Origin of the sequence: Thalassoglobus polymorphus (genome assembly GCF_007744255.1) — a bacterium.
In the GTDB taxonomy this organism is placed as follows: Bacteria; Planctomycetota; Planctomycetia; order Planctomycetales; family Planctomycetaceae; genus Thalassoglobus; species Thalassoglobus polymorphus.
The window spans coordinates 1,027,546-1,049,420 of record NZ_CP036267.1; the positions used below are offsets into that span (position 1 = coordinate 1,027,546).

The following is a 21,875-nucleotide window of genomic DNA, read 5'->3' on the forward strand; positions in this document are numbered from 1 at the left end:
GCACACGGTAGAGCAAACTGCTCTAGTCCTTTGGTTTCGGACGGAGAGAGATTTGAGTTCAAGTGAAAGAATGCCGGTATGATCGATTCAAGCGGAATTTACGCTACTTCCGGAAAAGTCGCCGCAGCTTAACATTCAATCCAGCAAATTGTGCCAGTTGATTAGAAGAATCTGACCAGCGATTCGGCATGATTCGAAAAACGACTCACGAGAACGGAATGAGTTTAAGAAACGCTCGCTTTGCCGGAGACTTCGGTGTCCGGGGAAAATCATGTTTTCGATGAAACGTGATTTTCAAACTTCACAACTCTCTTTATTACAACGGCCTGTGAGTCGTAATCTATTTCGAGCAAAGATGAAATATCCGAAGCTAAGCAGGTGCGAAATTCCGGGAATTCTGCTGAGACCGACAAGCCATGAGAAGCCGACTGCAGAATAGAGTTGGCGAAAAACTTCGACACCTTTGACTGTCGATCCATCGGGCAAGCGTCCGTAGATCTCAGCCATGAGATCCTCAAAGGGAATGCCAATTTCTTCAGCCGAGAAGTTCTCGGCTGCAATGTTTGTGAACTGGATACGCTGCTGTTTGTCCCAGCGCTTCAGCAGATTGATCTCCCGTTTACAGAGTGGGCAATCTCCGTCGTAGAAAACTTCGAATTCGGTTGAGTTGGACATGGTGTTTCCTCCGGAGTACTTCACGCATTCTAACATTCCTGCTGGAACTGTTGTCACTCACAGGAGTTGCCTGTTCTGCATCGTGGAGGTGAGCGAGTTTCCAGAGAAAAGCTCTCTCCACGGTACAAGGAACACGAAACTGCTCTCATTTTCTGAAGTGTCCGGCTGGGTCTGGAACGATTGCATTGATGGACAATGCAGATGGATTACCCAAGCTTTCCGGTGAAAGCTTCCTCGTTGAAGCCGACGAACAACGTTTTTCCTTTGCGTATGACAGGTGACCGCAAATTCCCGGTCGGGCCAACAAGATGTTTTTCTAAAAGTTCCTGATCAGCCTCTTTTGTTTTGAATTCGACAACCGATTTACCTCGGGCTGCGATAATTTTGCTCACTTCTTTGGCAAGGTCCATCGCTGCATCGGGGCCAAGTCTTTCTTTGTTTGCACTGACAGTTTCTTTGGCTTCAATGGAGTTCGCTTCGAGGAAAGCGTCCATCTTTTTGCAAGTGTTGCAGCCAGATCTGCGGTAGTACCAGTCAACTTTTTTCGTTGCCATTTCTCGTTCTTTCTGATTCTGCAGTATGTTTTAATGAGATAGCCCCCGGTCAATGGCGACCGGGGGCTAATGCATTTCAGCCTTTTGTCGTGGCCCTGTTGTCGTGGTCGTGCTAGTCACTTTCATGACCTCACATTACGGCTTCATAGACGGCTTCATAGACTGTTCGCCACGAAGCAGGCCATACAGACGACTCGTTGATTTGCGCTAGTATTCGTTCTCTGCTTCTTCAGCCCCACCTGCGAAGCCTTTGAAATCGCTCTTGAGGACTTGTCGAATTGTCCGAGAATCACGTTCTTCGGTCAGTTTCGCAAGTGCATCTTCGACGGTCATAAATCCGAGATCACCATCGATGCGGTCACGGAGGGCAACGCCTCCCTTCTCCTTGTCCTTAGGACCGATGATCAGCATGTATGGGATCAGGTCGAGTTGTGCGTCCCGGATCTTCTTTTTCACGTTCGCAGATTGTCGGTCAATGGTGGTTCTGAACCCTGCGTTGCGGAACTTTTGTTGCACCTCTTCACAGTAAGGCAACATCTCGTCATTGAGGTTGAGGATGCGGATTTGCTCCGGAGCTAACCACAACGGAAACGCCGCTGCGAAGTGCTCGATGAGCATTCCGACGAAGCGTTCCATCGAACCGAAAGGTGCTCGGTGAATCATCACCGGACGGTGCGTTTGATTGTCCGCCCCGACGTATTCAAGTTCGAAGCGTTCAGGCAGGTTGTAGTCGAGTTGAACCGTCCCGAGTTGCCACTCTCGTCCGATGGCATCGCTCACCATGAAGTCTGCTTTCGGGCCATAGAACGCCGCTTCACCTTCGCATTCGCTGAATTCAAGTCCCGACTCTTGAAGCACTTTGCGAAGTGTTGCTTCTGCAACGTTCCAGAGTTCTTCTGAACCGACGTACTTGTCTGAACCGGGATCACGAATCGATAATTGGACTCGATAGTTTTCGAGCCCCACACTCGCGAGAACAAATTTGACAAGATCAAGCGTATCTTTGAATTCCTGCTCGACTTGCTCTGGTGTGCAGAAGAGGTGAGCATCATCCTGTGTCAGTCCGCGGACTCGCAACATTCCGTTCAGTTCACCCGATTGCTCGTGCCGATAAACGGTTCCGAACTCTGCCAGACGGACAGGCAAGTCACGGTAGGAGCGTGGCTGAGCTTTGTACATCTGCACATGGTGCGGACAGTTCATAGGTTTGAGGAGATAACGCTCTGATTGCTTCTCCCACTTAGCGAGGTATGCCAGTTTTTCTTCGTTGCTGGCAGATTTGGGGAAGTCCTCAAACGGGCAGCCGATATCCTTGGCAGCTGCCAGGAAATCTCCTTCAACTCTTTCGTCGATTTCATTCGAAACGAGGCACTGCTTCCAGTAGTCGACAAGTTGACCTGCAGGATGTCCGAAGATCGGGGCGAATTGCGAATCTCGATAGTAAGGAAAATGCCCGCTGGTTTCGTATAACTCGGCACGACCAATGTGCGGTGAGTAAACAGGCTCATAACCACGCCGAAGAAGTTCCTGCTTAATGAAATCTTCCAGCAACGCGCGGACAGTTGCCCCTTTAGGTAGCCAGAGGCAAAGACCAGAGCCGACCTCGTTCGAGATGGCGAACAATCCATGTTGCTTGCCCAGTGCGCGGTGATCACGGCGTTTCGCTTCTTCGACCTGTTCAAGATATGCTTTCATATCTTTCTTGTCGAAGAAAGCTGTCCCGTATAACCGTTGGAGGCCTTTGTTGTTCGAGTCTCCTTTCCAGTAGGAGCCAGCCACGCTGATCAGTTTGAAAGCTTTGATCTTGCCAGCGTTCGGAATATGCGGACCACGACACAGGTCGACAAATTCACCCTGACGGTAAAAGCTCAGGTCTTCATGATCCGCCAGACCTGTCTCGATATGTTCAGCTTTCAATTCCTGATCAAGTTCGCTGACGAACTCGACAGCTTCTTCCCGGCTGAGATGAAAGCGTTCGAAAGGTTCGGCCTCTTTGATGATGGCTTGCATCTCGGCTTCGATACGAGGGAAGTCTTCATCGCTGATCGGGGTTTCGAGATCGAAGTCGTAATAGAATCCGTTTCCGGTGGTCGGTCCGAATGCGAGACCGACTCCGTCGTACAACCGCATGACCGCGCGGGCCATCACGTGAGCACAAGAGTGCCGCAAGACACCTAGTGCCGCAGCATCACGAGTGGTGAGAAGTTTGAGAGGGATCGGATCGGAATCACTGATCTCTTCGAGCGGGCGCATTGCGTCGACGATGTTTCCATCGACTTCGGCTGCGATGGTCGAATTCGCAAGTCGCTCGCCGATTTCACGTGCGACATCAATTGCGGAGGAGCCAGCGGGGTAGTCTTTGGTGGTTCCGTCGGGAAGCTGAATATTTGGCATGGATCATTCCATGTTGCGGAGAGACTGGTTTCAAATAAGGTCGGTTCTTCAAACATTCTCATGGCTATCGGATCGTACGCAGAAGAAAATTACCACAGAGCGAGTCACGAATAAGAAAAACGAAGGATACTTCTGTTCAATCAATCCTTCCTGTGCGTCTCCGTTTCTCTCTGTTTTCAAGATCTGCGAAATCGTATTTTGCTTACGAGAGCCATTCAGAGTTCCGATGAACCTGGAAATGAATACCAGGGCTGAGAACTGACAGTGCAGGCAAACAGCTTTCTGTTTGCGTTCTCAGGTTCGATCTCCATCTGTTGCGAGCAATATGGTCGCCGGTACGAAGGGCGACAATTCACATATTGATCCGTCAGTGCGCGTTCTAAAGGAGCAGGGCAGGTGCGTCAACCAAGGTTCTGAAATTCTGCTGCTGTGCTTGTGCGTTGACTATCCATTCCGAAGAGCACGAAGATCAAACAGTCTGTTTTCTAGAGCAGTTCGTTGCGAGGCAGAACCTGAACACAAATTCGGAAGATGAAAATGCTGTAGTGCGCACTCGACCATTAATCGGCTGTTCAAGGGCCGGGAACACCGATTTTGGAATGATTGCATCGACTCCTAACGGTTGACCATTTAGTGCTGTGGAGAAGCTTGGGCGATTTGCTCTCCAAATTTGCAGTCGTAGTCAATCGTAAGATGCGGCGGGCGTGTAAGAATCACTCGACCAATACTTCAATCACCCAGAAAAAGGCGCACCATTATCTGAGTGATTTGAAGATGGAATTCAACTCATCAATTAGAACTGATCCTGAAACTTGTTTCGCTCTATCAAACGATGAGAAAAGCGGCCATTCCAGAGGTTTTCGGACTGGTTCTAAAAATGTGTCGCGATTCTAATGAGAATCAGTCGACAGGTTTGACGACTGAGGCACGTGTCCCTTTGGGGCCTTCTTCAGATTCAAAATCGACGTTTTGACCTTCGTAAAGCGATTCAAATGCCGCGTCTTGAACTGAGGAGACGTGAAAGAATAAATCTTTGCCCTGATCTCCACCCGTGATAAATCCAAAACCCTTGTCAGCAACAAGCTTCTTAATCGTTCCTCGCTGCATTGCAGCCATCCTTACTTGAGAACCAGTGCATGACTTGCCTGATGAGAACTTCTCGACGCAGTCAAAATCTTTGGCTCAAACACTCAAAAAAATACTCAGAAATCTACTCACTTCTCCCGGTTGCACAAACGCCGAAACTCAAGGCTTTCGGCCAGGATTTCGCTCAGAAGTGTTGAGCTGATGTTGAACGCTCCGGGACACAGGAAAACCTGTGAGTGAGCGAATCCTCATCGCTTCTCAACGTAGATTCTTAAGAAATACTGCGTTGTCGAATGACCTTGATCCCCCATGGAAGAGGGAGAGTGTCTGTGAAGACCTTTGGGAAATGAGATACTTCCACTCCCGAAGATTATACAGATCAACGAAAGCTGTTCTATATCTTTTGGGGAAAAAATTTCAAAATCTCATCAAGTTATCCTGATGCGAGTTCAGGTGTGATTTCGGCACGTCGACTTGCTTGAGGGGCACAATTCTGACATCGTTTGAAGCAGCTTCGAAGTTTAATGAAGCTTTGATTGCTCTTGCGTCATCATGGATTGTCGACATCAAGTGAGGAAAATCATGGAGAGAGTATTGTGGGGCCTGCTGTTTTGGGGAATCGGAAGCCAATTTGCGATTGCAGAAACCCCAGTCCCCGACGCGAACAGGGCCTATCAGTATTTGAAAGATGTCTGTGACATCGGTCCGAGAATTTCCGGGACAGAAGGGATGCTGCGACAGCAGAAAATGATCGCTGATCACTTTACGAAGTTCTCCGCAGAGGTTCGGTATCAGGAGTTTGATGTCACGCATCCACAAACCGGTGCACCTGTGCGGATGAAGAACATGATTGTTTCATGGCATCCTGATCGAACAGAAAGAGTTCTCGTCTGCTGTCACTATGACACACGCCCGTTTCCTGATCAGGAAGCAACAGCAGCGAATCGCGCCAAGCCGTTCATCGGAGCCAACGATGGAGGAAGCGGAGTCGCATTGTTGATGGAATTCGCGCATCACATGAAGTCCATCAATCCCAAGCTGGGGGTGGACTTTGTCTTTTTTGACGGGGAAGAACTGGTCTATAGCAAAGGCGACAAGTACTTTCACGGTTCGGAATACTTCGCGACGCAATACCGGGACAACCCTCCGGAAAACTTTCGGTATGTGAAGGGGGTTCTTCTCGATATGGTGGCGGATCGCAACTTAAACATTTACATCGAAAAAAACAGTTACAAGTATGCCCCGGAAGTGACCCGTAGCATCTGGGAGACTGCTCGGAAACTCGGTGTGCGAGAATTTATAAATCGCCAGAAATACGAAATTCGCGACGATCATATCCCGCTCAATCTCATCGCTAAAATACCCACCTGCGATATCATCGATTTTGATTATCCGTACTGGCACAAGCGAAACGATTTACCAGCTGCGTGCAGCGGGAAATCCATGGCAAAAGTCGGCAGGGTGGTACTGGCTTGGTTAGACGAAAATTGAGCTTGCGAATTTTTCTTGCCGTGGTCCTGTTGTCTCTTGGAGGTCTTTGATCCTCCGAGTCCAAACTCGAGCGACAGCGTGAGGGGACAATGTGAAGAATCGACGCACTTCATAGACTGATGAAACGAACAAAGCACCACGTCCAGTTGTGGACGTGGTGCTTTGGAAAAGCAAACGGGTTGGTGTCTCAACGTGCGGTCAATCACCAGTTGGTGAGTTCACATGTTGAGCGTCGACCCGTGAAGGCTGCACTCAATCAGCACTCTCCAAACTCTTGGCTCGATTTAGTAAACCGGGACCGGATCAATGATTGCAGTTTGTGGGTATCCATACGGAGAGACCGCAGCTTGCGGGTATCCATAAGGTGCGGCCGCTGTCGGGGCACCACCGGAGTAAGCACCTGGATATGTTCCACAGGCACCAGTTGGACAAGCACCGCCGCCGTAACCTGCGCCACCGTAAGTCGGTGGGTAGCCAGCTCCCCATCCGCCGCCCGGGTAGCCAAACAGGCAGCATCCAGAACCAGAAAGCATCATTGCACAAGTGATAACTAAAGCGAACCGCTTCATTGTTGAAATCCTTTTCGAGAGATAGAGAGAGTTGCTGAATTCGAACCCTTCAAAACATTCATTGCTGATAAAATGAATTGCTTTGAATTGGAAATGGGTGAGTTGAATTTGTTTGAGGGGATTCAAGAAGCAGACAGGAATGTCCGCGTCGTTGATGGTCAGCACGATACGAGCGGTCGAAAAAACGGTCAACGTGAATTTAAGAAAATAGGAAAATAGTTCTAAAGTTTGAAAGTCTTTCAACCGAGGGGAGGCGATTGCAGGTCGTGGGAGCCCGGTATTCAGCGGTTCAACTCGTCAAAAAACGACGGATACAGGGAGAATAGGAGAAGGTTTTTGTGTTTCGGTTTCCCGTAAAGCATATCCCTGATTGAAGATGTGTCGATTTGTGTGACAGGGGACGCTTGGTAGAAGATAGCGTTTTGCTTAAATGGCGAGCTTGCTGACCGAATTTGTAGTATTCGTGGAGATCTGTTTCCTTTCGGTGACTCATCGAAGAAGAAATGCCCAAAAGCCGAAGTTAAAGGGGAGACTGGTCGACAATCCGAGCAGTTCCAAAAATAATTTACAGCGCTCTTTTGTCAGCGTTCTTTATGAATGAGCAAACGCATGAAGAGCTGCACAAAGGCTAAGTCATTGGACATGAGTTCAGTCTCATCAGCCACTTTCGATCACTCAAGCACATCCCTGCTCACAACAATCACCTCACCCACGGATCACCATGCCTTTATTCGGTTCTCATTTATCAATTGCCGGTGGATACTACAAAGCTGCCAATGCTGCTGGTGCGCTCGGAATGAATACCGTGCAAATCTTCACGAAAAACAATAATCAGTGGAAAGGGAAACCGCTGACGGAAGAGGATGCGGAGAAATTCAAGAAGGCGGTCCTGGAGCACGGGTTGGTCTCCCCATGTTCTCATGATAGTTACTTGATCAATCTGGCGAGTCCGAAGCCGGAGCTTTGGGAGAAGTCGCTCGATGCATACGTCATCGAACTTGAGCGGGCGGAGATGCTGGGACTTTCGGGGGTGGTGATGCACCCGGGAAGCTACGTTGACAGTTCCGAAGAAGAAGGTTTGGCGAAGGTGATTGAAGGGCTGAACGAGGCTCATCGGCGAACGCCCGGGCTGAAAGTTCAGACATGGATCGAAGCGACCGCCGGGCAGGGAACGAACCTTGGATACAAATTCGAACATTTGGGGCAAATTCTACAGCATGCAGAAGATGGTGAACGCTTTGGGGTTTGCATTGATACTTGCCATATCTTCGCTGCCGGTTATGGATTGAAGACTGAAAGCGAATACAACGAAACGATGCAACAGTTGGATGAACACGTCGGGATTGAGAATGTGAAAGCGTTTCACCTCAACGACAGCAAGAAAGAGCAGGGGAGTCGTGTCGACCGGCACGACCATATCGGCGAAGGGTTTCTCGGACTGGAACCGTTTCGGTTTGTCGTCAACGATCCACGTTTTGCAGGCTTGCCGATGTATCTGGAAACGAAGAAAGAAAAGCGGGATGGCGAAGAGATGGACGCTGTGAACTTGAGGACGCTGAAGTCGTTGTTAAACGTCGAGAGTTGAGATTCGTGTTCGAAGGTCGCTTGCTGAAAACTTCTCTGAAACCTGTTCTTGCTCTGACCTCTGGTCTCAGGTGATTCTTTGAAAATGATGCAGGCGTTCTGCTTCATGAATATGTGTGGTTTTCAACATCGAAAGCACTCTCCACGGGCGAGGCAGGCGAGGCAAGCAGTGAAAATGTCTTCGCTATTCCTCCAGCAGCCGCTGGTTGGCTGCTTTATGATTGCGTGTGGACGCGAACAGGAGGAGTGGCGGCATTGGAGCCCTCCGCTTCGCCTGTTGATTCTTTGGGGAATTCAATCGTTTCCGGTTTTTCCCCAGCTGGCTGTTCGAGGACAGGTGTGTTCTTCTTGATGATTCTCCCTAACCAGCCTGCGAGAAGGGCTGGGAGAAGGACGACGTCAGCAAGGAGTGCAGTGGTGACTAGCGCAGCCATCAACAAGCCGAATCTGGAGATGAGTAACAGGTCCGCACCCGAGACCATGATCATTCCAATCGAGATCGTTGCGCTTGTCTGCCACATCGCGGGGCCGCAGTGTTGCAGTGCCATGACGACAGCGTCTTCCTGGGGCATTCCTTGACGAATTCCGTCTCGATACCAGGTGAGTAAATGCAGGGTTCCATCGATTGCAATTCCGAGCGCGACCGATGCGGTGATCATCGTTCCAATATCGACCGGCATTCCAACCCAGGCGACTAATCCGAAGACGACACCGACAGGAAAGAGGTTCGGCAACATTGCCAGAAAACCCGAAGTCGGGCTACGCAAGAGGACAATCATCACGATTGCGATAATGCCAAATGCCAAGCCGAAGCTTTTGATCAGAGATTCCAGGACTGCTTGTTGTGTACGTAAGAAAAGGGGAACCATCCCGGTGACGAGGTAATCCGTCCCAGCTTCCTCGGCGATCGTTTCTTGAATGATCTGTTCAAGTTCTGATGTCAGGGTTGAGAAATTCACATCGGCAGTGATGATCGATTGGGCACGGACTCTCCAGATTTCGTCGTCTTCGAGGATTTCAATCTTTCGTTTTCCGTGAGTCATCAGATTCAGAGGAGCGGTTGCTTTTCGGGCGAACTGACTTGTCTCTTCAATTGGACCTTCAAAAATGACTTTCTGAATTCGCTGAAGCGTTCTGCCGTAGAAAACTTTCGCTCTGGTGGAGGCATTCTCTTCTGGGGGTTGCACAGGATTCCGGAAGTCAGCGAGTGACATTGTTCCGGAGATCCAGCGATGTTTGGAGATGTTCTCTTCAACCTTGCGGACCAGTTCCATGCGGTCGTTGATATTCATTTCGTCGACGGCGAGTTCGTTAAAACGAATGACGGCATCGACAGAGACAATTCCGGAGAGTCCTTCTTCCAGGAAGTGATAATCTTGACTGATTTGTGAGTGGTCGGGGAAGTAGCGAATCACTTTCGTTTCGGTCTTGAACCATTGCAGACCGACAATGGAAAACACGAACAGGCCCACGCAAAAAGTTGTGATCAACAGTTGGTGGTGAACAATTTTCCGTGCGAAGTGTCCCCAGGCTGTTGCTTCTTTTTCTGCGTGCTCTGCAAACCTCTTACCTCGTCCAGGCCAGACGCTCATCATCGATGGGAAGCCGATGAGGATCATGAATAGTGAAATCAGGCAGCCGATTGAGGCGTAAAATCCGAACTGCTGGACCGGAGCTAAAACGGCAAACAGAAGTGATGCCATGCCGATTGCCGTTGTGATACTGGCGAGAGCACAAGGTTGCCAGGCCATCTTCACGGCGCTGACAATTGGATTTTTATCTCCATTGGTGACGGCATGCTTCCAGTAGTTGGCGACATGAATCGCGCCCGATGTCGTCAGCACAAGCAGCAAGTCAGGCAGGACAATCAAGACCATGTTGAGCGATTTTCCAGTCAGTGGAATCATCGCGACCACAACAAGGCAGGTGAAGACAGATGCCAGCGTCACCAGAATTGACAGACGCACGCTTTTGAGCAACGTAAAAGAAACAATAATACTCACGAGTGCAGACAGTAATATCGGAGCTCGTTTGTAGATGTTCCAGACCGGGTAGTCCGTATTCCAAACGGCTCGCTTGGCTGCTTCATTGAGCCTGATTCGACTGATTGGAGTGCCTGCTAAGCGTAGCTCGTCAGCTTCAATTCCCTGAGTGAGTGCGGTCGCTTCAACGATTTTGACGGTCCGCTCGATTTCACGATCGTCAATATTCCCGAGGAGAACCGAAACTGCTACGGGGGCGCCTGCAGCGAAGAAGACGTCTTCAACAAGTGCCTCTTCACCTTCAATGGGTGAAGTCAATTCGCTGTGAATTCGAGAAACAACTTCCGAGCCGGATGTCATTTCTGGCCAGCGTAGCTGGAAATCGTGAATCGGGAATTCGACCCGGATGCTCGCGGCCGGATCGGCTTGCTCGTCGTCAGGTTGAATTTGTTCCTCACCCGGAAGTTTGTTTACAGGTGGAAGGGTCGTTGCTTCAGCGTCGACGATCTGGCTGACTCTCGCTCGGACGGTCTCCATCGAAGCTGCGAGATCTTCACGTCCTGCCTCAGAGAGCCTGACTTTCAAAAAGCCCACACCGACCAAAGTTCCGGTGAGTCGTTTGACTGCATCCTCTCGCGAGACTTTGTTGTCGGTCATCGTGCGGATGACGTCGTGCGGAGTGGTGATTGATTCAACTCCAGCCCCCGCTGCGTTTGACTCAGCTTGAAGAGCTGTTGCGAAAGCTTCAACACGTGAGTCGTTGAGTGAACTGCTATCCCAGGAAACGACGAGTCGATGACCACGTTCGAATTGCTCAGAGAACCATTCGAGCGATTGAGCATCTGGATCTTCTGCCGGGAGCCACGTTGTGATGTCGTTCTCAAGACTGACGTCTTTGAGAGCAATCACCAGTAACGGAGTCGTGAAGAGAAGCAGGACGACAACCCATAATGAGATGCCGTTTCCCCACCAGTCTCTGATATTGAAAATACGTTCCATGGTCGGGAACGATCCATCATTAAGGAAAATTGAGAATGAACGCAAATTACAATGAATATTGTACGATTGTTCGTATGTTGACAGATTCTACGCGATCACCCAAGTGAGCAGGCAATGTTCACGGCAGTAAAATCAAGGAAAACACGTTCCCAAGGAACATAATAGATACGAAGCATCTGTTCATTCGAGTGACCCTGTTTTGCCTGACCGGGGCAGGGCAGCAGCTTTGCCTATTCGTCTTGTTTTGCTTATCTCTCACATGTTGATGTCGTTCTTGGCTTTGCTGTTCTGAGTGATTCTGAGATGTTTGAAGATTCGGGCCAGCAAAGTTAAGGCCAGCATGGGTGAGGTGTTGAGAAAGTGAAGTTCAACGCGTTTCTATGTGAGGTGAATGCATCATTGGGGGCATCTCGGTCTGAGGGCCAATGGGTTTGCGGGAGAGTTTGAACTGGATCTCAATGGACTTGAATGAGCTCCAACAGGTCAGATCACGTTGACGTATGTGATATCAGTCGGAATTGATTACAATTTCGGTTGCGGTCGTCATGAGGTGAAGTGTGAGAAAATCTGAACGTCCCTGTTCGATTCCAGAGTCCCTGCTGTGGACTTGCAGCTATCAGTTCGGACAGGCTCTTGTCTTGCTCGCTTTCTTTTATCTCCTTGTCTTCGCTGGTTATGGATTCGATTGGCCCTCACAAGATGTGATTCTGCAACTGGCAATGGATCTGAATCTGGATCGTTCTTTTCTTTTGATCGGGGTCACGAGTTTAGGAGCTTTGTTTGTGGTCGTCCCGCTGATACGTTTGCGACTCGGACCACGTTTTCGTGAGTCAATAGGCTGGCGAACTCCACGTCATGAAGAGGTGATCTTTGCCTTGGCGACGGTCATTCCAATTGCCGTTCTAGGTGATTTGATTTACGAATTGTCTGGTTCGTTCCTGCAGGCAGGCATCACGCAAAGGCTTTCGAGCCAAACACTTCAAACGTCATCTCTGGAGTATTTGCAGTCCACGCTACATGGTGTTCCCTATCCGATTTTGGTGGTTGCATTAGCCTTGGGGCCCGCCGTTGGGGAAGAATTGATCTTTCGCGGAGTGATTGGTCGCGGGCTTGTCCATCGCCACGGAGTCTGGACGGGGTCAGTCATGACGGCGTTTCTGTTTGCAATCGCTCATGTTTCTCCTTCACATGCGATTTCAACTCTGCCGATCGCGTTTTTACTGCAATTTCTCTACCTGAAAACAGGAACGATCTGGATTCCGATTTTCGTTCACTTTTGCAACAACTTGGTCGCAGTCTCGATGATGCGGTACGAGTTCGTTCCGGATATCAACATTTCCCCATTTGCAGCAATCGGTTTTTTGTCGTATCTGATTGTGATTTTAGTCGCATTTGAAAGTCGCCGAAGGAACTGGAATGTGTCGCAAGACTTTGTCTAGTAGAGACTTGAGGTGAATTTTCTGGGATGCTATTCTCAAGCGGTAACGACTGGAAACTCTTTCATTGATTGAGTACACTTCTCGATTCGAAAAATCCTCCACTATTTTAGTTTCTGAAAAGGCGACGGGACAATGGACCGTTCAAAAACGATCGTTGACGTGAAAACTGCTCTGGCAGAAAAATACGAACGACAGGCTGTTTTAACCAAAAGCTCGTCAAAGCGCAAGCAATTTGCCTACAAAGCGGCTCGATATCGTCGACAGGTTGCTCAGCTTCAGCATGGGCAGTAAATGAATGGCGTCTCTGACGCTTTTCTTCGAAGATCATTCAATGAGTGCATAACGATGTCCGTGGCCGAACGACTTCAGGAGTTGGATCTCATTCTTCCGACTCCTCCTAAGCCGATTGCAGCATATGTTCCGTGTGTGCAAACCGGTCAACTTGTCGTTATCAGCGGTCAGCTACCAATCACGGGGCAAGAACTGCTTGCCCGTGGTCCAGTTCCTTCTGCCGCTCCAGTCGATCAGGCTCAATCTGCCGCACAACAGTGCGTTCTAAACGGTTTGGCGATCTTGAATCAGCACTTGGAAGGTGATTTAGATCGTGTGAAACGGGTCGTCCGAATTGGTGTCTTTGTGCAATCGGATTCTGGCTTTCACGATCAAGCTATCGTCGCAAATGGAGCAAGTGAGCTATTGCAGCGAATTTTCGGCGAAAAAGGCAAACATGCCCGGGCTGCCGTCGGCGTGAACGCTTTGCCTCTGAACGCCTCGGTCGAAATCGAGTTTCTTTACGAAGTCGCATAGTCGACTGATTGCATTAACAATCGCACTTCTCTGAAATATTGCGAATTGCAAAAGTCAAAAAGTATTGGCTCGCATTCTTGCGGAATCGCAAATTCTGCTGACATCCACCGGTGTAATCTTCTTTTTCGATTCAGCTGAGAAAAACTGTACTTTCAGAGTATTCATTTCACCGCTATCAGCTTGTTGAGAAACTACCTCAGTTCGAAAAGAGTGTCATCAAACTTGGCTCTCTTAGCAGATTTTGAGAGGTAGGGTCTGAGGAACAACTCTTCAAATCCCCCTCCAGTTTTTAAAGAAGTGCAGGTTGATGAGCGTCAAGGCGATCAACAAGAATCCGAACACAGCACCTTCGTCAGTCCCTCTTGGCTGGTCGCTTGTGGGGTGCTTACCTCCCGGAAAAACTCTGGTGAAAACGGACATCACACTCCCAACCGTCAAGATTGGGCGTCTGTCGAGTTCCGATTTATGCCTGAAGTCCCAACGCGTTTCCGGAGCACATGCTGAGTTGCTCTTTATTGGTGAAACGCTGTTTATCCGAGATCTGAAAAGTACGAACGGGACTTTTCTCAACCGTAAACGTGTCACACAGCCGATGCCGGTCTCATCTGGAGACCATATCGAACTCGCTGATATGGAGTTCCGTGTTCAATACACTGCCCCAGTCCCGAAACGGGATGAAAACACATACGCAGAATTTAAGAAAACTGTCAAAGATCTGGTTACGATCGATGCGGACTGGATTTTAAGCCAATTCAACGATCTGATCTCACAGCGACGAGTGACACCGTACTATCAGGCTATTCTTGATTTTCGACAAGAAGCCGTTGTCGGGTATGAGGCACTTGCTCGAAGCGAAATGGCTGGGCTGGAGAACCCTGGAAAAATGTTCCATACGGCGGAACTGGTGAACCAGGAAGTCGACTTGAGTATTTTGTGCCGTGAGCGTGCTATAGAGTTTGCTCACAGTTTGGGACTTCGTGCTCCGATCTTTGTCAATACACATCAGCATGAGGACATGGATCGTGACGTCTTACCTTCACTGCGTCGATCGTTGCGACGTTTTCCGGAAGTTTCGGTCGTCGTAGAATTTCATGAAAAGACCATTCAAAGTGTTTCTTCAATGTTGGAGAACAAAGAGAAGCTGAAAGAGATCGGCGTTAAAGTCGCCTACGACGACTTCGGTGCGGGGCAATCTCGCTTGCTTGAACTGATGAAAGCTCCACCTGATTACCTCAAGTTTGATCGCTGCCTGATTCAAGATGTGCATCAGGCGACTCCGTATCAACATCGAATGTTGAAATCTCTCATTGAAACTGCCCATGAAGTCGGCATTGTGACGCTCGCAGAAGGGATTGAAGTTCAGGAAGAAGCTGCATTCTGTCGTGAGATTGGATTCGATCTCGCTCAGGGATTCTTCTTCGGCTACCCCAAACCCAATCCGACTCACGATGCAGAAGAATCGTTTTTCGAGTTCGCATAAAGCGAATCGAACTTCAGTCTTTACGTACTGCGTTGTGGCAAGCATTCTCTGTTGTCGTGAAAGTTGTCTTCAAGGTCACAAAGAATATTGAAAATACTTTAGGGCTGTTTCGTCGCTGGTGTGATGTCAGGTTTTCGGATTTCGAAGATTTGAAATCCTTCTGACGAAGGGACTTCGATCGCTTTAAAGTCCTCATTGAAGATCCTTACTTCGAATCCATAGTCCAGTGCCAGTTGATAGAACTTTGGAGATTGATAGCGTCCTGGATCACCGAGCCAACAGAGACCATTCGGCTTCAACATCAGGTTGAGTAGGTCGAGAAGGACTGAATGGATCGGTGCGTCGTAAGTCACCTCACATCCAAAAATGGCATCAAACTGCTCGCTCTTCGGTTCTCGCCAGTCGAGTTGCATCACTGGTGGGTCTTCAAAACCGTTTTCGAGTGCATTCTTACGGCACATGAAAAGTGCGGTAGGATCGTAATCGCTGAAGGTGATTCGATCCCCACGTGACATCGCTGCCAGGCCAACGAGTCCCAGTCCTGAGCCGAGTTCCAGAACTGAATCATCCGGGCTCCACGGAGCCTTGAGAATCGCTTTAGACATCTTGACTGCTGCTGGCCACAGGTACGCCCAGAATGGCATGTAGTCATTGCGTACATTCGCAGCCGCGACATCTTCATCATCGAGGAAAAGGTCTGGATCAATCGGGCGATGTAACGAGATGGTTGACTCACCAATATTGTACTCTTCAAGACGCCAGCCACCCGGAATTTCAGGAAATGTTGATAAATCATCACTCAGCTCAGGGAACGCAGAAACGGTTTGTTTCTCAGTGTGAGAATTCGAAGGAGTCTGTGGAGAGGTCGGCGGCATTGAAACAGCTGTCGGTTGAAACGTGGTCAGGGAGAATGTTTGAGGACGAATCCGGGAACCTGAATCTGATCTCTTCCTTTGGGACAGCCTAATCGGCATCGCCAGGCGGAGATATTTATGTATCGGTCTCGTGAACATCACTTAAGACCGATACTCTACACAGCCACTAGAGAAATGTCTTTCTTCGGTTTGTTGTATCTTGACTTTTGTCGGTATCGACTTCCCTGCCAGGTGAGTCCTTTGCGGCGAAGTCGAACGAGAAGATTCTTCGGGAGTTGGGACTCAAATGCGGCTAATGTGCTGCATTTGATGCGAAATATGTTCGGAGACTGGATCTATTATCCCGTAGCTGTGGTTCTCCTGCTGGCAAACGTTGCCAGTTGGGCGGGGACATTCTATCGCTTGCCCGGAAACTGGATCGTCGTGGCGAACTCAGTTCTCGTGATGTGTTTGCTTCCACAACGTCAGAGCGGACTTGGGCTGGGCTGGTTTTCGATTTGTCTGCTCATCGTTCTGGCGATCTTGGGAGACTCGTTTAACTACGCTTCGAAACGACACCAAATTTTTTCTCCGCAGGCGAGTGAACCTGTCCGTCAACGTGTGCTCGTGGGGGCGGGAATCGGAAGTCTTACGTGTCTCCTCGCCGGAATGGCGGTTCCGGTGATTGGATCGCTGCTTGCTGTTTTAGGAGCCGTTGGTGGAGCAGCGGGAGGGGCCTGGCTCGGCTCGGTGATCTCTCCCCGGCAGAATGGGACCCACCAAGAGCTGAATCAGGAGGGCTTAAGTCAGGCTGCTGTCACACAGCAAGGGCCGGGCCTTCTCAAGCTAGTTGCTCAAAGAGCAGGTCTCATTGCGCCCTCACCGGGGGCAAAAATTCTTTCAGATGAGCAACGCAAACTGATTCCGCGCCTTGTTGTCGGAGCCGTCATGGTCGCCATTGCGGCGTATGCGAGTCTGTTTTGAACGTAGCTTCTCGCTGTAACCCGAACATTCAATACATCAATCTTGTTCGTCGTAATAGATTGACTCATAAAACAGAACTTTGTGTAAATCCTTTGCATTTTGCGCATTAAAGGCGATGATTCCATGATAAGAACATCCTACCTATGTTCACCAAATTCCGGTGCAACATGACTTTTTGCTCAGCGAGCCTGAACCATGATGATGATGAAAAAAACTTTGCTGCTCTGTTCCGTCACGCTTCTCTGTTTTGCTCTTCCGAATGAGAGCGAAGCCGGACGACGTAAATGTGCTCCTCGAAAGCAGGCGTGCGTTCCTGTTTCAAGTAACGGTTGCCGGATGATGACCTATCAGGAACTCGCAGCCTCACAAGATTTGACAGCCAAGCACCTCTTTGAAGCACGTGAAAACGAAAAGAAGCTTCAGGAAGATGTTGCGGCAGCCAATGACGAACTCGCAGCCATGAAAGAGAAACTCGCAGCGATGGAAGCTGAGAAGAAGAGCCTCGCAGCGAAGTTGGCAAAGTCACAGAAGGTTGCAAAAGAGCAGAAGACTCAGATTGCGAACCTGAAGAAAACTGTCGCTAACAAAGACAAAGCGATCGCACAAGAAAAGGCCAATGGCAAAAAAGCAGTGGCTAACGCTATGCAGCAAAAAAATGCTGCTGAGAAGAGCCTTGCCGAATCTCAGAAGCAATTGAAAGCGACTCAGGATCAACTCGCTAAAGCAAAGCAAGATGCTGAAGCACAAAAGAAAACTGTTGCACAACTTCAGAGTGAGAACAAAACTCTGAAAGAATCTGCAATGAGAAGCGAAACACCGAAGGTGGAAGCTGAAGCCAAGAAAGAAGAGGGTTCAGATGACCTTCCTCCATCGCCTGCAGAACCCGAACGATCGTAATAGTCAGCGTCTCTAGTCGCTGAATGATCCTTGAAACCCGTCATTGGAACGCAATGGCGGGTTTTTCTGTGCGCAAAGTCCACTGCGCCAAGACTTCAACATCCTGGACTGCCGATTGAATTTATAGTTCGAAGCGATCAATCAAAACTCTAACTCTTCATTTGTGAAAAATGCCTCCTCGTCGTCGACCTGTGAAATCGACTGAAGCTGTCACGCAGCATCATTTGAATCCCAATCAGTTTGTGGATGCGTTTCTATCGTATCTGGAGGCGGAATGTGGGATGTCGATCAACACGGTGAAGGCGTACCGGAATGATGTCGAACAATTTGCCAGTTGGATGAGCGAGAATCGAATCGGATCGGTTCTGGATGTCGACCTGGGGATCATGTCTCAGTTTCTGCAGACGCTGCATGAAAGAGAACTCAAAGCGACGACGATTTCGCGGCGTCTGGTGGCGTTGAAAATGTTCTTCCGGTATCTCGTTCTGGAAGGGATCATCGCTGAGAGTACCGTCGACTTGATGTCGTCGCCCAAGCTTTGGCAGTACCTGCCCACAGTGCTCAGCCCGGAAATGGTGGATCGTCTCCTTGATGCGCCGACATGGGAAGACAGTTTCCCGAAACGGGACCGGGCCATTCTTGCCATTCTGTATGCCACTGGGTGTCGAGCCTCGGAAGTGAGTGGAATGCGGCTTCGAGATATCCGCCTCGAAGAGAACTACTGCCGATGTACCGGGAAAGGGAACAAGGAACGGATCGTCAATTTGAATCCGTTTGCACGAAAGGCGATTGAAACGTATCTCGAGAAAGAGCGACCGAAGCTTCTTCGTAACCGTGACAGTGAGTTCTTGTTCCTCACGCGAACTGGTCGAGCAATCACGCGCATCATGGTTTGGCATGTTGTGAAGAAGTACGCTGCTCGAGTTGGTTGCAGCGACAAAATCAGTCCGCACACCCTTCGCCACAGTTTCGCAACTCACATGCTCGCCGGCGGAGCTGAGATCCGTGCCCTGCAGGAAATGCTCGGCCACGCCAGCATTCGCACCACGCAGATCTATACCCAGGTCGAACATAGTCGCCTCAAATCGATCCACTCAAAGTGCCATCCACGCGGCTGAGTCTTCACAATCGGGAAACGATTCTGGTACGCTGTTGATCGGATCCGAACGCTTGATGTGACCGGTCATGTGACCGGGAGCTCGAAGTTGCGGGATGAGTTGGAGAGGATCGTAATGATGTTGGCAGTCTGTTCCAAATTCTGTAACCGGTTCTCTGTTCGGGCGACTGTCTTGCTGGACGCACTTTTTCTGCTGGTGATGCAAGGGGCGTTCACTAATGTTTTCGCTGGTGAAACAGACGAAGTCTGGGTACAGCAATGGGGGCTGAATTCGGCAACTCAGCCCATTGATTACGATGCGGGGCATAGTCATTTGCTGGCAACACATCACAAGGTCGTCGTGCTTTGGGATGCAAAGAGAGGCTTGGCGCTGCGGCGTTTTCCTTCATCCGGGACGGTGAAGACCCTGCGATTTTATGGGGACGACGCAGTTCTCATACAAACTGGCAAGGCCGTTTCGATCTTTGACAAACAGAGCGGGAAGCTACTTCGGGAAATTCAATTAGGTGTTTCGAGAGCGATTCCTTTCTTGATGTTTCGAGATGACGAGCCGGTGTTAGTCGCGTCTTGTGGCCGGGAAGAAATTCACGTTTGGAATTTGGAGTCGGGAGAAACGTTGCAAACTTTCCCGGCAGAAGGAAGGGTGAGTGCTGCGACCGTGGCGCCGGATCAGCAGTACCTGTTGACTGGCTCGGAAGATGGTGTCGGGATTCTCTGGAATCTTGAAGATGGAACTGTCCATCAAAGATTTCGCTCTCCGGTCGGCATCTCAAAAGTGGTCTTCAGTCCGGATGGTCGAAAGTGTTTGACGATCGGTTCGGGTGAGTTTTGGTATACTCCACGGGTGGTCGTTTGGGATGTCGCGACGGCGGTCCCTTTGCTGACGATTCCACGAACTGTTCGCGATGCTGATTTCACAGAGGGTGGAGTTCGCTTGATCGATCCGAACGGAGTTGAGGAACTCTGGGCGTTTGATCGACATGAACAGGCTCCTGCCAAAGAGGAGTGGGAAACATTCCAGCAGTCGCCAGATGATCGAGTTTTGTTTACTCCTGATCAGTGGTTGTTACGCATCAATGAGGAGGCTCGTACGGTCTCACTCATCGAGTCGGGCTCAACTGGTCAGAGTCTCGAAGTCCCAACTGACACTGCTTTTTTTGATGCGGATCATCACTCGCCTATTGCATTTTCCAGGACAGGGCGCTGGTTGTTGTCTGGGGGATCGACTTGGGGGCGTCGGGGAAATCTCGGAGCCCTTTGGGATCTTGAAAAAGGGGAAATGAAACTCGGCTTTAATAATATTTTCGTTGGAGCCTTTGATTCAAACGAGAAGCAGGTTGCTGTTTCAACACGTCGAGAACTGAAGCTTTTGAGCCTCGACACAGGAGACGTTTTACAAACGTTTCGAGTCCAGCCCGATCAGCCTTATTCGAATGGTGAAATTACATCTGCACAGTTCACTCATGATGGGAAACAGTTATTGATTTCGCTTGGGGACTGGTACGACGGTGATGGTGGAGGCATCTTGCTTTGGGATTGCGAAAGCGGTGAAGTCATTCGCAACTATTCCTCTTCCAGCAAAGCTGTTATTTCTGCAGGTTTAGGAGTTGATGAAAAACAGATCATCGCTGCATTGTCCCCTGGAAATGACGGAAGTGCGGGAGTCAATGAGTTGAGACTCATTGATGTCGAGAGTGGGGAAACCTTGAAGTCGAAAACTTTCCCCGATTGGGGGATCGGAGTCGGCCAGATTGATCCTACAGGACGATTGATTCCCGTTATTACTCACGATAGTGAATCGATCTATCGACACAGGTCACCGCTGGCTTCACTTTTACAAACCGGGGATCTCGAACCTGTCCACGAAGATTTTCGAGGTCAACAAATCTCTTGGGATTTCACTGGAGAGACACTGGCTTCCCACGTTCAAAAAGGTGTGTTGGAGTTTCGTGCGGCCAGTTCCGGAGAAACTCTTTTGAAACGCCCAACCTCATTGAGTGCTTATAACTCAACTCTCTTGCAGCCAGCTGGAATGCTCATTGCCGGATCACTAAGAGATCCTCGCCGACCGGGAAAAGTTTCAAGCTATGCGGTCGGAGTCGAGGACGTTCTCACCGGAGAAGTTCAGGCAGAGTTCTATCTCTTTCCCGGAGAAGATGACTGGCTAATCAAGACTGAAAGTGGCGTCGTGAACGGTTCGAATGCAGGGCTTGGACGTGTGACTCAACGAACCATCGGAACGCTTCAGGTCGAGCCTGATCGGAAGTGGACCGATAAGCTTGTCGACGCAAGTGCTGTGGGGAAGGTGTTGACGAAACCGCTTCCGGAGGGGGCCACGCTTAGCGAGGAATTGCAAAAAGCTCCAAAGTTTGAACTTCCTTCGGAAGAGCTACGCCGTAAGGATCAGGAACCGTGGTATGACCACAGCATGCAGCGACGAATCGAAATTGCTAAGAAGCTGGAAGCTGCCGGAGCCGAAGTAAAAGTCGATATCCATAAGGCGATACACTACGTTCACCTCGAGAAGAAAAGTGTCACGAGTGAACTACTCAACGAGTTGCGCTGGGCTGGTGGAATCGATCGGCTGTATCTGGCGAAGACAGGGATCACCGATGGACAACTTGATTTCGTAGGGCTTCAAAACCATGTGAAAAGACTGTCGCTCTGGGGCAACCCCATCACTGACAAAGGCATCGTCGAGCTGACTTCAATGTGGAGTCTGGAGGTGCTTGATATCCATGACACCAAGGTCACCGCCAACGGGCTGATGGCATTGAGTGAGCTTCCGAATCTCAAGATGTTAATTATTCCAAAACAAGTGAATCCAGACGATCTCTCGCCATTGCGGGCCAAGCATCCCGCACTTGAGATTGTGCCACGATAGGGCAATTTTCGAATTGGTGTTCGTGTTCTGCCTCGTGGCAAACAGCAAATTTGTTGGCGAAATGCTTTCTTCACGGACA

Annotated in this window: 17 protein-coding genes; 10 read left to right on the forward strand and 7 right to left on the reverse strand. The window is 49.6% G+C overall.

What is annotated here, in order from left to right:
* Positions 1-294: 294 nt before the first annotated feature.
* The 4 genes from Mal48_RS03820 to Mal48_RS03835 form a co-directional block, all read right to left on the reverse strand.
* Entirely contained in the window at positions 295-675 is a 381-nt protein-coding gene (locus tag Mal48_RS03820; RefSeq protein ID WP_145196291.1) for a thiol-disulfide oxidoreductase DCC family protein, read from the reverse strand.
* Between the two features lie 206 nt (positions 676-881).
* On the reverse strand, positions 882-1,229 hold the full coding sequence (locus Mal48_RS03825; protein WP_145196293.1) for an ArsC family (seleno)protein: 348 nt from the start codon (positions 1,227-1,229) through the stop codon (positions 882-884).
* Between the two features lie 207 nt (positions 1,230-1,436).
* Complete coding sequence (gene thrS, locus Mal48_RS03830; RefSeq protein ID WP_145196295.1) at positions 1,437-3,623, reverse strand: threonine--tRNA ligase; 2,187 nt, start codon at positions 3,621-3,623, stop codon at positions 1,437-1,439.
* 900 nt (positions 3,624-4,523) lie between these two features.
* Positions 4,524-4,730 carry a cold-shock protein gene (locus Mal48_RS03835; RefSeq protein WP_145196297.1) on the reverse strand — a complete coding sequence of 69 codons (207 nt, stop codon included), beginning with the start codon at positions 4,728-4,730 and terminating at the stop codon, positions 4,524-4,526.
* Between the two features lie 561 nt (positions 4,731-5,291).
* Between Mal48_RS03835 and Mal48_RS03840 the strand changes: the two genes are divergently transcribed.
* On the forward strand, positions 5,292-6,200 hold the full coding sequence (locus Mal48_RS03840; RefSeq protein ID WP_231739902.1) for a M28 family peptidase: 909 nt from the start codon (positions 5,292-5,294) through the stop codon (positions 6,198-6,200).
* Between the two features lie 284 nt (positions 6,201-6,484).
* Here Mal48_RS03840 and Mal48_RS03845 read toward each other — a convergent pair whose 3' ends face one another.
* Complete coding sequence (locus Mal48_RS03845; protein ID WP_145196301.1) at positions 6,485-6,769, reverse strand: hypothetical protein; 285 nt, start codon at positions 6,767-6,769, stop codon at positions 6,485-6,487.
* Positions 6,770-7,490: 721 nt separating this feature from the next.
* Between Mal48_RS03845 and Mal48_RS03850 the strand changes: the two genes are divergently transcribed.
* The gene (locus Mal48_RS03850) at positions 7,491-8,354 is read left to right on the forward strand and encodes a deoxyribonuclease IV (protein WP_145196303.1); all 864 of its coding nucleotides are present in this window, start codon (positions 7,491-7,493) and stop codon (positions 8,352-8,354) included.
* 214 nt (positions 8,355-8,568) lie between these two features.
* On the opposite strand, the gene Mal48_RS03855 is transcribed toward Mal48_RS03850, so the two are convergent.
* Positions 8,569-11,334 (reverse strand): efflux RND transporter permease subunit, encoded by a 2,766-nt coding sequence (locus tag Mal48_RS03855; RefSeq protein WP_145196305.1) that lies wholly within the window; start codon positions 11,332-11,334, stop codon positions 8,569-8,571.
* 557 nt (positions 11,335-11,891) lie between these two features.
* Between Mal48_RS03855 and Mal48_RS03860 the strand changes: the two genes are divergently transcribed.
* The 4 genes from Mal48_RS03860 (at position 11,892) to Mal48_RS03870 (ending at position 15,060) form a co-directional block, all read left to right on the forward strand.
* The gene (locus Mal48_RS03860; protein WP_145196307.1) at positions 11,892-12,773 is read left to right on the forward strand and encodes a CPBP family intramembrane glutamic endopeptidase; all 882 of its coding nucleotides are present in this window, start codon (positions 11,892-11,894) and stop codon (positions 12,771-12,773) included.
* A 132-nt stretch (positions 12,774-12,905) separates the two neighbouring features.
* A complete protein-coding gene (locus tag Mal48_RS23110; protein WP_197442025.1) occupies positions 12,906-13,064 on the forward strand; it encodes a hypothetical protein in 159 nt (52 codons plus the stop codon).
* Between the two features lie 54 nt (positions 13,065-13,118).
* Complete coding sequence (locus Mal48_RS03865) at positions 13,119-13,580, forward strand: RidA family protein (protein WP_145196309.1); 462 nt, start codon at positions 13,119-13,121, stop codon at positions 13,578-13,580.
* 307 nt (positions 13,581-13,887) lie between these two features.
* Positions 13,888-15,060, forward strand: a complete 1,173-nt coding sequence (locus Mal48_RS03870) for an EAL domain-containing protein (RefSeq protein ID WP_145196311.1) — start codon at positions 13,888-13,890, stop codon at positions 15,058-15,060.
* Between the two features lie 98 nt (positions 15,061-15,158).
* Here the strand turns inward: Mal48_RS03870 and Mal48_RS03875 are convergent, their stop codons facing one another.
* Complete coding sequence (locus tag Mal48_RS03875; protein ID WP_197442026.1) at positions 15,159-15,935, reverse strand: class I SAM-dependent methyltransferase; 777 nt, start codon at positions 15,933-15,935, stop codon at positions 15,159-15,161.
* 309 nt (positions 15,936-16,244) lie between these two features.
* Between Mal48_RS03875 and Mal48_RS03880 the strand changes: the two genes are divergently transcribed.
* The 4 genes from Mal48_RS03880 (at position 16,245) to Mal48_RS03895 (ending at position 21,796) form a co-directional block, all read left to right on the forward strand.
* Positions 16,245-16,898, forward strand: coding sequence for a hypothetical protein (locus Mal48_RS03880; protein WP_145196316.1), 654 nt, complete (start codon positions 16,245-16,247; stop codon positions 16,896-16,898).
* A gap of 195 nt (positions 16,899-17,093) precedes the next feature.
* Positions 17,094-17,795: a hypothetical protein gene (locus Mal48_RS03885; protein ID WP_145196318.1), complete on the forward strand. Its 702-nt coding sequence runs from the start codon at positions 17,094-17,096 to the stop codon at positions 17,793-17,795.
* Positions 17,796-17,965: 170 nt separating this feature from the next.
* Positions 17,966-18,913, forward strand: a complete 948-nt coding sequence (xerD, locus tag Mal48_RS03890) for a site-specific tyrosine recombinase XerD (RefSeq protein ID WP_145196320.1) — start codon at positions 17,966-17,968, stop codon at positions 18,911-18,913.
* A 114-nt stretch (positions 18,914-19,027) separates the two neighbouring features.
* The gene (locus Mal48_RS03895) at positions 19,028-21,796 is read left to right on the forward strand and encodes a WD40 repeat domain-containing protein (RefSeq protein WP_145196322.1); all 2,769 of its coding nucleotides are present in this window, start codon (positions 19,028-19,030) and stop codon (positions 21,794-21,796) included.
* Positions 21,797-21,875 lie beyond the last annotated feature (79 nt).